This is a genomic window from Bacillus sp. NPDC077027 (assembly GCF_050269555.1).
GTDB lineage: Bacteria > Bacillota > Bacilli > Bacillales > Bacillaceae > Bacillus.
The window spans coordinates 35,249-45,553 of record NZ_JBNNIO010000009.1; the positions used below are offsets into that span (position 1 = coordinate 35,249).

General features: G+C 41.4%; 21 protein-coding genes and 1 pseudogene. All 22 read left to right on the forward strand.

Translation table 11 applies throughout. The features are described 5' to 3' along the window. Positions 1-6 precede the first annotated feature (6 nt). Positions 7-630: a 50S ribosomal protein L4 gene (rplD, locus tag ACQKEZ_RS18945; protein ID WP_427303496.1), complete on the forward strand. Its 624-nt coding sequence runs from the start codon at positions 7-9 to the stop codon at positions 628-630. Next, on the forward strand, positions 630-917 hold the full coding sequence (rplW, locus tag ACQKEZ_RS18950; protein WP_427303498.1) for a 50S ribosomal protein L23: 288 nt from the start codon (positions 630-632) through the stop codon (positions 915-917). The genes rplD and rplW overlap by 1 nt, the downstream gene beginning before the upstream one ends. Positions 918-945: 28 nt before the next feature. Next, positions 946-1,779, forward strand: coding sequence for a 50S ribosomal protein L2 (rplB, locus tag ACQKEZ_RS18955; RefSeq protein ID WP_427303500.1), 834 nt, complete (start codon positions 946-948; stop codon positions 1,777-1,779). Positions 1,780-1,836: 57 nt separating this feature from the next. After that, positions 1,837-2,115 (forward strand): 30S ribosomal protein S19, encoded by a 279-nt coding sequence (gene rpsS / locus ACQKEZ_RS18960; protein ID WP_427303502.1) that lies wholly within the window; start codon positions 1,837-1,839, stop codon positions 2,113-2,115. A 17-nt stretch (positions 2,116-2,132) separates the two neighbouring features. After that, entirely contained in the window at positions 2,133-2,474 is a 342-nt protein-coding gene (gene rplV, locus ACQKEZ_RS18965) for a 50S ribosomal protein L22 (protein ID WP_427303504.1), read from the forward strand. 3 nt (positions 2,475-2,477) lie between these two features. Further along, positions 2,478-3,134 carry a 30S ribosomal protein S3 gene (gene rpsC, locus ACQKEZ_RS18970; RefSeq protein WP_427303506.1) on the forward strand — a complete coding sequence of 219 codons (657 nt, stop codon included), beginning with the start codon at positions 2,478-2,480 and terminating at the stop codon, positions 3,132-3,134. Position 3,135: 1 nt separating this feature from the next. Then, positions 3,136-3,570 (forward strand): 50S ribosomal protein L16, encoded by a 435-nt coding sequence (rplP, locus tag ACQKEZ_RS18975; RefSeq protein ID WP_427303507.1) that lies wholly within the window; start codon positions 3,136-3,138, stop codon positions 3,568-3,570. Continuing rightward, positions 3,560-3,760 carry a 50S ribosomal protein L29 gene (gene rpmC, locus ACQKEZ_RS18980; RefSeq protein WP_003217155.1) on the forward strand — a complete coding sequence of 67 codons (201 nt, stop codon included), beginning with the start codon at positions 3,560-3,562 and terminating at the stop codon, positions 3,758-3,760. Before rplP ends, rpmC begins: the two co-directional genes overlap by 11 nt. A 21-nt stretch (positions 3,761-3,781) precedes the next feature. Continuing rightward, positions 3,782-4,045 carry a 30S ribosomal protein S17 gene (gene rpsQ, locus ACQKEZ_RS18985; RefSeq protein WP_427303508.1) on the forward strand — a complete coding sequence of 88 codons (264 nt, stop codon included), beginning with the start codon at positions 3,782-3,784 and terminating at the stop codon, positions 4,043-4,045. A gap of 39 nt (positions 4,046-4,084) precedes the next feature. Then, on the forward strand, positions 4,085-4,453 hold the full coding sequence (rplN, locus tag ACQKEZ_RS18990; protein ID WP_427303510.1) for a 50S ribosomal protein L14: 369 nt from the start codon (positions 4,085-4,087) through the stop codon (positions 4,451-4,453). A 35-nt stretch (positions 4,454-4,488) separates the two neighbouring features. Then, positions 4,489-4,800, forward strand: coding sequence for a 50S ribosomal protein L24 (gene rplX, locus ACQKEZ_RS18995; RefSeq protein WP_427303512.1), 312 nt, complete (start codon positions 4,489-4,491; stop codon positions 4,798-4,800). A 25-nt stretch (positions 4,801-4,825) separates the two neighbouring features. Next, a complete protein-coding gene (rplE, locus tag ACQKEZ_RS19000) occupies positions 4,826-5,365 on the forward strand; it encodes a 50S ribosomal protein L5 (protein ID WP_427303514.1) in 540 nt (179 codons plus the stop codon). 22 nt (positions 5,366-5,387) lie between these two features. Beyond that, entirely contained in the window at positions 5,388-5,573 is a 186-nt protein-coding gene (gene rpsN / locus ACQKEZ_RS19005; protein WP_008356542.1) for a 30S ribosomal protein S14, read from the forward strand. 31 nt (positions 5,574-5,604) lie between these two features. After that, positions 5,605-6,003 carry a 30S ribosomal protein S8 gene (gene rpsH / locus ACQKEZ_RS19010; RefSeq protein ID WP_427303516.1) on the forward strand — a complete coding sequence of 133 codons (399 nt, stop codon included), beginning with the start codon at positions 5,605-5,607 and terminating at the stop codon, positions 6,001-6,003. 31 nt (positions 6,004-6,034) lie between these two features. Further along, positions 6,035-6,571, forward strand: coding sequence for a 50S ribosomal protein L6 (rplF, locus tag ACQKEZ_RS19015; RefSeq protein ID WP_427303517.1), 537 nt, complete (start codon positions 6,035-6,037; stop codon positions 6,569-6,571). 32 nt (positions 6,572-6,603) lie between these two features. Then, the gene (gene rplR, locus ACQKEZ_RS19020; RefSeq protein ID WP_427303519.1) at positions 6,604-6,966 is read left to right on the forward strand and encodes a 50S ribosomal protein L18; all 363 of its coding nucleotides are present in this window, start codon (positions 6,604-6,606) and stop codon (positions 6,964-6,966) included. 24 nt (positions 6,967-6,990) lie between these two features. Further along, positions 6,991-7,491, forward strand: a complete 501-nt coding sequence (gene rpsE, locus ACQKEZ_RS19025; RefSeq protein WP_427303520.1) for a 30S ribosomal protein S5 — start codon at positions 6,991-6,993, stop codon at positions 7,489-7,491. Positions 7,492-7,504: 13 nt separating this feature from the next. Beyond that, the gene (gene rpmD, locus ACQKEZ_RS19030; protein WP_327823280.1) at positions 7,505-7,687 is read left to right on the forward strand and encodes a 50S ribosomal protein L30; all 183 of its coding nucleotides are present in this window, start codon (positions 7,505-7,507) and stop codon (positions 7,685-7,687) included. Positions 7,688-7,717: 30 nt separating this feature from the next. After that, a complete protein-coding gene (rplO, locus tag ACQKEZ_RS19035) occupies positions 7,718-8,158 on the forward strand; it encodes a 50S ribosomal protein L15 (protein ID WP_427303522.1) in 441 nt (146 codons plus the stop codon). A 1-nt stretch (position 8,159) separates the two neighbouring features. Beyond that, positions 8,160-9,452: a preprotein translocase subunit SecY gene (secY, locus tag ACQKEZ_RS19040; RefSeq protein ID WP_427303524.1), complete on the forward strand. Its 1,293-nt coding sequence runs from the start codon at positions 8,160-8,162 to the stop codon at positions 9,450-9,452. Between the two features lie 55 nt (positions 9,453-9,507). Further along, positions 9,508-10,161 carry an adenylate kinase gene (locus ACQKEZ_RS19045; RefSeq protein ID WP_427303526.1) on the forward strand — a complete coding sequence of 218 codons (654 nt, stop codon included), beginning with the start codon at positions 9,508-9,510 and terminating at the stop codon, positions 10,159-10,161. Next, positions 10,158-10,305 (forward strand): annotated as a pseudogene (locus ACQKEZ_RS19050) (type I methionyl aminopeptidase); the annotation flags it as partial. The gene ACQKEZ_RS19045 and the pseudogene ACQKEZ_RS19050, both read left to right, overlap by 4 nt.

The window sequence follows — 10,305 nt, forward strand, 5'->3', positions numbered from 1 at the left end:
CAAGTCATGCCAAAAGTAGCATTATTTAACCAAAACGGTTCTACTAACGGTGAAATCGAATTAAACGCTTCTGTATTTGGAATTGAGCCAAATGAGAGTGTGGTATTCGATGCTATTCTTATGCAAAGAGCTTCCTTACGTCAAGGAACTCACAAAGTAAAAACTCGTTCTGAAGTACGTGGCGGAGGTCGTAAGCCTTGGAGACAGAAGGGTACAGGTCGTGCTCGTCAAGGTTCTATCCGTTCACCACAATGGCGCGGAGGCGGTATCGTATTCGGTCCATCACCACGTAGTTATTCTTATAAATTACCTAAAAAAGTTCGCCGCTTGGCTATCAAGTCAGTATTGTCTTCTAAAGTAATCGACAACGATATCATCGTTCTTGAAGATCTTACTCTTGATGCAGTGAAAACGAAAGAGTTCGCGGGTATCCTTAAAGGATTATCTGTTGAGAGAAAAGCGTTGATTGTCACTGCGGATGCAAACGAAACAGTTACTTTATCTGCTCGTAACATCCCTGGAGTAACTGTTGTTGAAGCGAAGGGTATCAACGTGCTTGACGTTGTAAACCACGACAAACTTCTGATCACTAAAGCAGCGGTTGAAAAAGTAGAGGAGGGACTTGCATAATGAAAGATCCTCGTGATGTTCTAAAGCGCCCTATCATTACTGAACGCTCTGCTGATCTAATGACTGAGAAGAAATATACTTTCGAAGTTGATATCAGAGCTAATAAAACAGAAGTGAAAGACGCTGTTGAAGAGATCTTTGGAGTGAAAGTTGAAAAAGTCAACGTTCAAAACTACAAAGGTAAATCAAAACGCGTTGGACGCTACACTGGTACAACTAGCCGTCGCAGAAAAGCGATCGTTAAATTAACTGCTGACAGCAAAGAAATCGAAATTTTTGAAGCTTAAATCTTAAAAAGAAGGAGGGAAATTCAAAATGGCGATTAAAAAGTATAAACCAACCACTAATGGTCGTCGTGGTATGACTACTTCAGATTTTGCTGAGATCACGACTGACAAACCAGAAAAATCCTTGCTAGCACCGCTTCACAAAAAAGGCGGACGTAACAACCAAGGTAGATTGACTGTTCGTCATCAAGGTGGCGGTCATAAACGTCAATACCGTATTATCGACTTCAAACGTGATAAAGATGGTATACCTGGACGCGTTGCTACAATCGAGTATGATCCAAACCGTTCAGCTAACATCGCACTTGTAAACTATGCAGATGGTGAGAAACGCTACATTCTTGCTCCGAAAGGAATCCAAGTTGGTACAGAAATTACTTCTGGTCCTGATTCTGATATCAAACCAGGTAATGCTCTTCCACTTATCAACATCCCAGTTGGTACAGTTGTGCATAACATTGAATTGAAACCAGGTAAAGGTGGACAATTAGTTCGTTCTGCTGGTACTTCTGCACAAGTTCTTGGTAAAGAAGGTAAATACGTTCTTGTACGCTTGAACTCTGGAGAAGTTCGTATGATTCTTTCTGCTTGCCGTGCGTCTATCGGTCAAGTTGGAAACGAGCAACACGAATTAATTAACATCGGTAAAGCTGGTCGTTCACGTTGGAAAGGTATACGTCCAACAGTTCGTGGTTCTGTAATGAACCCTAACGATCACCCACACGGTGGTGGTGAAGGACGCGCTCCAATCGGACGTAAATCACCAATGTCTCCATGGGGCAAACCGACTCTTGGATTCAAGACTCGTAAGAAAACGAACAAGTCTGATAAGTTCATTGTTCGCCGTCGCAAAAATAAGTAACGGGGTTGTCTACGGTTCATTTAGGACCGTAGTTCAATCACGAAGGGAGGTTCCACAATGGCTCGCAGCTTAAAAAAAGGACCATTTGTTGATGATCATTTGATGGTTAAAGTCGAGAAATTGAACGAAACTGACAAAAAGCAAGTAATCAAAACTTGGTCTCGTCGTTCTACAATTTTCCCACAATTCATCGGTCACACAATTGCAGTCTATGATGGCCGCAAACATGTACCTGTATTTATCTCTGAAGATATGGTAGGTCACAAATTGGGCGAATTCGCACCAACTCGTACTTACAAAGGTCATGCTAGTGACGATAAAAAAACAAGACGCTAATGAGAGGAGGCTTTTAAATGCAAGCTAAAGCTGTTGCAAGAACAGTCCGTATTGCTCCTCGTAAAGCTCGTCTAGTAATGGACCTGATCCGAGGTAAGCAAGTAGGAGAAGCAGTGTCTATCTTAACCCTTACACCTAAGGCTGCTTCACCAATTATCGAAAAAGTATTAAAATCTGCTATCGCAAACGCAGAGCACAACTACGAATTGGACGCTAACAACCTAGTGATTTCTCAAGCTTTCGTTGACGAAGGTCCAACACTTAAGAGATTCCGTCCACGTGCTATGGGTCGTGCGAGCGCAATTAACAAACGTACTAGCCACATTACAATCGTTGTATCAGAAAAGAAGGAGGGATAATCCGTGGGTCAAAAGGTAAATCCAGTCGGTCTTCGTATTGGCGTTATTCGTGATTGGGAATCAAAATGGTTCGCTGGTAAAGATTACGCTGACTTTCTACATGAAGACTTAAAAATCCGTGAATTCATCAGTAAACGTTTGTCTGACGCTTCTGTTTCTAAAGTAGAAATCGAACGTGCTGCAAACCGTGTAAATATCACAATTCACACAGCTAAACCAGGTATGGTAATTGGTAAAGGCGGATCTGAAGTTGAAGCACTTCGTAAAGCTCTTAACAACCTTACTGGCAAACGTGTACACATCAACATTCTTGAAATCAAGAGAGCAGATCTTGATGCGCAGCTAGTTGCTGAAAATATCGCTCGTCAACTTGAAAACCGTATTTCATTCCGTCGTGCGCAAAAACAAACAATCCAACGCTCAATGCGTGCTGGAGCACAAGGAATCAAAACAATGGTTTCTGGTCGTCTTGGCGGTGCAGATATTGCTCGTTCTGAATACTACAGTGAAGGTACTGTTCCATTGCACACACTTCGTGCTGACATTGACTATGCTACTGCTGAAGCTGACACTACTTATGGTAAGCTTGGCGTAAAAGTATGGATCTATCGTGGAGAAGTCCTTCCGACTAAGAAGAAATCTGTGGAAGGAGGAAAATAATATGTTAATGCCAAAACGCGTGAAGTATCGCAGAGAACATCGCGGAAAAATGCGTGGTCGTGCAAAAGGTGGCACTGAAGTACATTTCGGTGAGTTCGGTATCCAAGCTCTTGAAGCTTCATGGATCACAAACCGTCAAATCGAAGCTGCTCGTATTGCAATGACTCGTTACATGAAACGTGGCGGTAAAGTTTGGATTAAAATTTTCCCTTCTAAGCCATATACAGCAAAACCACTTGAGGTCCGCATGGGTTCCGGTAAAGGTGCTCCAGAAGGATGGGTAGCTGTTGTAAAACCGGGCAAAGTTTTATTTGAGATTTCTGGTGTGTCTGAAGAAGTTGCTCGTGAAGCTCTTCGTCTTGCATCTCACAAATTACCAATTAGAACAAAGTTCGTAAAACGTGAAGAAATTGGTGGTGAATCAAATGAAAGCTAATGAAATTCGTGACCTTACCACTGCTGAAATTGAACAAAAAGTAAAGTCTCTTAAAGAAGAACTTTTCAATCTTCGTTTCCAATTAGCGACTGGGCAACTTGAAAATACTGCTCGTATTCGTGAAGTGCGTAAATCTATCGCACGCATGAAAACTGTGATTCGTCAAAGAGAAATCGCTGCTAATAAATAATAGAGGGGAGGCCTCGAAAACATGAGCGAACGTAACCAACGTAAAGTGTACCAAGGTCGTGTTGTTTCTGACAAAATGGATAAAACCATCACTGTTGTTGTTGAAACTTACAAAACGCATTCACTTTATGGCAAACGTGTGAAATACTCTAAAAAACTTAAAGCACATGATGAAAACAACCAAGCAAAAATCGGAGACATCGTAAAGATCATGGAAACTCGTCCATTATCTGCGACTAAACGCTTTCGTCTAGTTGAGGTTGTCGAAGAAGCTGTTATTATCTAATAAAGTTCGGATTTCTTTTTCCGAAGGGAGGTAACATTAATGATTCAACAGGAGACTCGTTTAAAAGTAGCTGACAACTCTGGCGCACGTGAAGTGTTGACAATCAAAGTTCTTGGTGGTTCTGGACGTAAGACGGCTAACATCGGTGATGTAATTGTTTGTACGGTTAAACAAGCAACACCAGGAGGCGTTGTCAAAAAAGGTGAAGTTGTCAAAGCAGTTATCGTTCGTACAAAAAGCGGCGCTCGCAGAAATGACGGATCTTACATCAGCTTTGATGAGAATGCATGTGTCATCATTCGTGACGACAAAAGCCCACGTGGAACTCGTATCTTCGGACCAGTAGCACGTGAACTTCGTGAAAACAACTTTATGAAGATTGTTTCACTAGCACCAGAAGTAATTTAATGAATACAATCCCCGACTCAAGGAGGTGCGATTAAATGCATGTTAAAAAGGGCGATAAAGTAGTAGTTATCTCTGGCAAGGATAAAGGTAAGCAAGGTGTCATCCTTGCCGCTTTCCCTAAAAAGGACCGTGTTTTAGTAGAAGGCGTAAACCTTGTGAAAAAACACTCTAAACCAACCCAAGCTAACCCTCAAGGCGGAATTTCTGAACAAGAAGCGTCAATCCACGTATCAAATGTTATGCCGCTTGATCCTAAAACGGGTGAAGTGACGCGTGTTGGATACAAAGTTGAGGACGGAAAGAAAGTCCGTGTAGCAAAAAAATCTGGGCAAGTTCTAGATAAATAGTAAATAAGGAAGGGAGGTCTTTCTCATGAACCGCCTTAAAGAAAAGTTTGTAAAAGAAATTACACCTGCATTAGTTTCTAAGTTTGAATACTCATCAGTAATGCAAGTGCCTAAAATCGAAAAAATCGTGATCAACATGGGTGTTGGTGACGCTGTTCAAAATGCTAAAGCAATTGATACAGCTGTTGAAGAATTATCGTTTATCGCAGGTCAAAAACCTGTCGTTACTCGTGCGAAGAAGTCTATTGCTGGATTCCGTCTACGTGAAGGAATGCCGATCGGTGCGAAAGTAACACTTCGCGGAGAGCGCATGTATGATTTCCTAGATAAACTTATTTCTGTTTCTCTACCACGTGTACGTGATTTCCGCGGTATTTCTAAAAAGTCTTTCGACGGACGTGGAAACTACACACTAGGTATTAAAGAACAGTTAATTTTCCCAGAAATTGATTACGATAAAGTAACAAAAGTCCGTGGTATGGATATCGTTATCGTTACAACTGCCAATACGGATGAAGAAGCACGTGAGTTATTAACTCAAGTAGGTATGCCGTTCCAGAAATAATCAATGAAAGGGAGGCGAAATCGTGGCTAAAAAGTCTATGATTGCGAAGCAACAACGCAAACAAAAGTTTAAAGTTCAAGAATACACTCGCTGCGAACGTTGTGGTCGTCCACATTCAGTTATTCGCAAATTTAAACTTTGCCGTATTTGTTTCCGCGAACTTGCATATAAAGGACAAATTCCTGGCGTTAAAAAAGCCAGCTGGTAATCCCCATAAATGGGAAGGAGGTTATTAAATAATGGTTATGACAGATCCGATTGCAGATTTGCTGACTCGTATTCGTAATGCGAACACAGTACGTCATGAGAAGCTTGAAGTACCAGCTTCTAAAATCAAAAGAGAAATTGCTGAAATCCTAAAGCGTGAAGGTTTTATCCGTGACGTAGAATTCGTCGAAGACAGCAAACAAGGAATTATCCGTTTGTTCCTTAAATACGGTCAAAACAACGAGCGCGTTATTACTGGCCTTAAAAGAATCAGTAAACCTGGTTTACGCGTATATGCGAAATCAAATGAAGTACCACGTGTACTTAACGGACTTGGAATCGCGATTATTTCTACATCACAAGGTGTTTTAACGGACAAAGAAGCCCGTGCAAAACAAGCTGGTGGAGAAGTACTTGCTTACGTTTGGTAAAAAAAGTTTAAGATGAATGGAGGTGCTTGGTATGTCTCGTGTAGGTAAGAAACTACTTGAGATCCCTTCAGGTGTTACTGTCACTAACAATGACAACACAGTAACAGTGAAAGGACCAAAAGGTGAATTAACTCGTACGTTTCACCCTGATATGGAAATTAAAATTGAGGACAACGTCTTAACTGTAAGCCGTCCGTCTGAACATAAAGAACACCGTGCATTACATGGTACAACTCGTACTTTGCTTGGAAACATGGTTGAAGGTGTATCTAAAGGTTTTGAAAAAGGTCTGGAATTAATCGGTGTCGGTTACCGTGCTTCTAAGTCTGGAAACAAACTTGTTCTTAACGTTGGATACTCTCACCCAGTAGAGATCGTTCCTGAAGCTGGAATTGAAATCGAAGTTCCTGCTCAAACGAAAGTCCTTGTAAAAGGTATTGATAAAGAGCGTGTAGGAGCTATTGCTGCTAACATCCGCGCTGTCCGTTCTCCAGAGCCTTACAAAGGTAAAGGGATTCGTTACGAAGGTGAATTTGTTCGCCGTAAAGAAGGAAAATCTGCTAAGTAAGATCGCTTAAAGTGAAGAAAGGAGTGACCCGGATGATTACGAAAACTAGCAAAAATGCTACTCGTCTTAAAAGACATGCTCGTGTTCGCGCGAAACTTTCAGGTACTGCTGAAAGACCTCGTCTTAACGTTTTCCGTTCTAACAAGCATATCTATGCTCAAGTAATTGATGACGTAAATGGCGTAACACTTGCAAGTGCTTCTACTCTTGATAAAGAGTTGAATATCGAGAAGAGTGCTGACGCTGCTGCTGCTATTAAAATTGGCGAGCTTGTTGCAAAACGTGCTGCTGAAAAAGGTGTTTCCAACGTTGTATTTGATCGCGGAGGATACTTATACCATGGACGTGTAAAAGCTCTAGCTGAAGCTGCTCGTGAGGCTGGACTGAAATTTTAATAAAAGAAGGAGGGACATATCCGTATGAGTCGTATTGAGCCAAGCAAATTAGAGTTAGAAGAACGCTTAGTTACGGTTAACCGCGTAGCGAAAGTTGTTAAAGGTGGACGTCGTTTCCGTTTTGCAGCTTTAGTTGTGGTCGGTGACAAAAACGGCAAAGTTGGATTCGGAACTGGTAAAGCGCAAGAAGTACCAGAAGCGATTCGTAAAGCTGTTGAAGATGCGAAAAAGAATTTAATTGAAGTACCAATGGTTGGAACTACAATTCCACACGAAATCATCGGTCGATTCGGTGCAGGGAACGTCTTATTGAAACCTGCTTCAGAAGGTACAGGAGTTATCGCTGGAGGCCCAGTACGTGCAGTACTTGAGCTTGCTGGTCTAGCTGATATCCTTTCTAAGTCTCTAGGATCTAATACACCGATCAACATGATTCGTGCAACTCTTCAAGGTTTAAGTGAACTTAAACGCGCTGAAGATGTAGCGAAGCTTCGTGGAAAATCTGTAGAAGACCTGTTAGGATAAGGAGGGAACAATAATGACAAATAAATTAGAAATTACCCTCAAACGCAGTGTAATCGGACGTCCTGAAGATCAGCGTGTCACTGTTCGTACTCTTGGTTTAAAGAAAACAAACCAAACAGTTGTACATGAAGACAACGCAGCGATCCGCGGCATGATTAACAAAGTGTCTCATTTAGTTTCTGTTAAAGAACAATAATACATTTTCATTAGATAAGGAGGTGTCCAAATGAAACTTCATGAATTGAAACCTTCAGAAGGTTCTCGTAAAGTACGTAACCGTGTTGGTCGTGGTATTGGATCAGGTAACGGTAAAACTTCTGGTAAAGGTCATAAAGGTCAAAACGCTCGATCTGGCGGCGGTGTACGCCCAGGATTCGAAGGTGGACAAATGCCTTTATTCCAACGCCTTCCAAAACGTGGTTTTACAAACATTAATCGTAAAGATTATGCTGTTATCAACTTAGAGAGATTAAACAGTTTTGACGAAGGAACGGAAGTCACTCCTGAACTTCTTTTAGAGACTGGTACATTAAGCAAGTTAAAAGCAGGAGTTAAAATTCTTGGCAACGGTAAATTAGAGAAAAAATTAACTGTAAAAGCCAATAAATTCTCTGCTTCTGCGAAAGAAGCTATTGAAGCTGCTGGCGGTACAGCCGAGGTGATCTAACTTGTTTAAGACAATCTCCAATTTTATGCGCGTGAAAGATATACGGAATAAGATTATATTTACACTACTAATGTTAGTCGTCTTTCGTATAGGTGCTTTCATTCCTGTGCCTAATGTGAACGCTGATGTTCTCCAGGCACAGGATCAAATGAGTGTTTTCGGTATCCTCAATACATTTGGGGGCGGGGCACTTTTCCAATTCTCCATTCTTGCAATGGGGATTATGCCGTATATCACCGCTTCGATTATCATCCAGCTGTTGCAGATGGATGTTGTTCCGAAGTTTACTGAGTGGTCAAAGCAAGGAGAAGTTGGTCGCCGAAAGTTAGCACAATTCACTAGGTATTTTACAATTGTTCTAGGATTTATTCAGGCTATAGGAATGTCATATGGATTTAATAATATGGCAGGGGGCATGTTGATTGAAAATCCTGGAGTGTCGACGTACCTCTTAATTGCGGTCGTATTAACTGCAGGAACAGCCTTTTTGATGTGGCTTGGTGAGCAAATTACTGCTCACGGCGTTGGTAACGGTATATCGATTATTATCTTTTCCGGTATTATCGCGGGTATCCCACAAACAATTAAACAAGTGTACGCACAGCAATTTGTAGGTAGTGATGGACAGCTGTTCATGCAAGTCCTTAAAATTGGCCTTTTAGTGATTGCGATACTAGCAGTGATCGTTGGTGTTATCTTCATCCAACAGGCAGTTAGAAAAATTGCTATTCAATACTCAAAAGGAAATGGTCGTGCACAAATGGCTGCAAGTCAAGCAACGCACCTTCCATTGAAAGTGAATCCAGCAGGGGTGATTCCGGTCATCTTTGCCGTTTCATTCATTATTACTCCGCAGACGGTCGCATCGTTCTTCGGAACAAATAATGTAACAACCTGGATAACAAACAACTTTGACTATACAAAGCCAATCGGTATGACGATTTATGTAGCACTGATTGTTGCTTTCACATATTTTTATGCCTTTGTGCAAGTAAATCCTGAACAAATGGCTGAAAATCTGCAAAAGCAAGGTGGCTATATCCCGGGAGTTCGTCCAGGGAAAATGACTCAAGATAGAATTACGAGCATTTTGTATCGACTCACGTTTGTGGGCGCCATTTTCTTAGCCGTGATTTCAATACTTCCTATCTTTTTCATTCAATTCGCTGGATTACCTTCCGCTGCACAAATTGGCGGCACAAGCCTATTAATTGTTGTCGGTGTTGCACTGGAAACAATGAAGCAGCTAGAAAGCCAATTAGTGAAACGAAACTACCGTGGATTTATGAAATAAATGGAGAGTTGGGCGTTTGCCCATCCTCTCTAACGTAAGGAAGGGGAAATCCGAAATGAACTTAGTCTTAATGGGGCTTCCGGGTGCTGGTAAAGGCACTCAGGCTGAACGAATTGTTGATGATTATGGGATTCCCCATATCTCAACAGGAGATATGTTCCGCGCTGCTATGAAAGAGAAGACACAACTTGGACTCGAAGCAAAATCCTTTATCGATAAAGGAGAGCTTGTTCCTGATGAGGTCACAATCGGTATTGTAAGAGAAAGACTTGGCAAGAATGATTGTGAACAAGGTTTTCTTCTGGACGGATTTCCGCGAACAGTCGCTCAAGCTGAAGCTTTAGAAGCAATTCTAAGAGATCTCGGTAGAACGATTGATTATGTCATTAATATTAAAGTCGATAAAGATGCTTTGATGGAGCGTCTGACTGGCCGAAGAATTTGCAAAAATTGCGGAGCTACGTATCATTTAGTTTTTAATCCACCTGCGAAAGAGAATGTTTGTGACAAGTGTGGAGGCGAGCTTTATCAACGTGCAGATGATAATGCAGAAACCGTTTCGACAAGACTTGAAGTAAACTTAAAGCAGACACAACCTTTACTTGATTTCTACTCAGAAAAAGGGTATCTAGCGAACATCGATGGTGCAAAACACATTAACGACGTATACGTTTATATCAAAAATCTGCTTGGGGGATTAAATAAATGATCATCTGTAAAACTCCTCGCGAGCTTGAGATTATGAGAGAAGCTGGGCGCATTGTCGCTCTGACTCATCAAGAGCTTAAGAAACATATAAAACCAGGTATTCTCAAACATTTTATTAACAAGCTGAATGTAAAAGGGCTATTCT

What these genes read in the sequence shown, in the direction of transcription:
- rplR (WP_427303519.1), top strand. Translation starts at nt 6,604, where the DNA reads ATGATTACGAAAACTAGCAAAAATGCTACTCGTCTTAAAAGACATGCT.
- rplP (WP_427303507.1), top strand. Translation starts at nt 3,136, where the DNA reads ATGTTAATGCCAAAACGCGTGAAGTATCGCAGAGAACATCGCGGAAAA.
- rplN (WP_427303510.1), top strand. Translation starts at nt 4,085, where the DNA reads ATGATTCAACAGGAGACTCGTTTAAAAGTAGCTGACAACTCTGGCGCA.
- rplO (WP_427303522.1), top strand. Translation starts at nt 7,718, where the DNA reads ATGAAACTTCATGAATTGAAACCTTCAGAAGGTTCTCGTAAAGTACGT.
- rplX (WP_427303512.1), top strand. Translation starts at nt 4,489, where the DNA reads ATGCATGTTAAAAAGGGCGATAAAGTAGTAGTTATCTCTGGCAAGGAT.
- rplB (WP_427303500.1), top strand. Translation starts at nt 946, where the DNA reads ATGGCGATTAAAAAGTATAAACCAACCACTAATGGTCGTCGTGGTATG.
- rpsS (WP_427303502.1), top strand. Translation starts at nt 1,837, where the DNA reads ATGGCTCGCAGCTTAAAAAAAGGACCATTTGTTGATGATCATTTGATG.
- rplW (WP_427303498.1), top strand. Translation starts at nt 630, where the DNA reads ATGAAAGATCCTCGTGATGTTCTAAAGCGCCCTATCATTACTGAACGC.
- rplV (WP_427303504.1), top strand. Translation starts at nt 2,133, where the DNA reads ATGCAAGCTAAAGCTGTTGCAAGAACAGTCCGTATTGCTCCTCGTAAA.
- ACQKEZ_RS19045 (WP_427303526.1), top strand. Translation starts at nt 9,508, where the DNA reads ATGAACTTAGTCTTAATGGGGCTTCCGGGTGCTGGTAAAGGCACTCAG.
- rpsQ (WP_427303508.1), top strand. Translation starts at nt 3,782, where the DNA reads ATGAGCGAACGTAACCAACGTAAAGTGTACCAAGGTCGTGTTGTTTCT.
- rplD (WP_427303496.1), top strand. Translation starts at nt 7, where the DNA reads ATGCCAAAAGTAGCATTATTTAACCAAAACGGTTCTACTAACGGTGAA.
- rpmD (WP_327823280.1), top strand. Translation starts at nt 7,505, where the DNA reads ATGACAAATAAATTAGAAATTACCCTCAAACGCAGTGTAATCGGACGT.
- rpsH (WP_427303516.1), top strand. Translation starts at nt 5,605, where the DNA reads ATGGTTATGACAGATCCGATTGCAGATTTGCTGACTCGTATTCGTAAT.
- rpmC (WP_003217155.1), top strand. Translation starts at nt 3,560, where the DNA reads ATGAAAGCTAATGAAATTCGTGACCTTACCACTGCTGAAATTGAACAA.
- rplE (WP_427303514.1), top strand. Translation starts at nt 4,826, where the DNA reads ATGAACCGCCTTAAAGAAAAGTTTGTAAAAGAAATTACACCTGCATTA.
- rplF (WP_427303517.1), top strand. Translation starts at nt 6,035, where the DNA reads ATGTCTCGTGTAGGTAAGAAACTACTTGAGATCCCTTCAGGTGTTACT.
- rpsE (WP_427303520.1), top strand. Translation starts at nt 6,991, where the DNA reads ATGAGTCGTATTGAGCCAAGCAAATTAGAGTTAGAAGAACGCTTAGTT.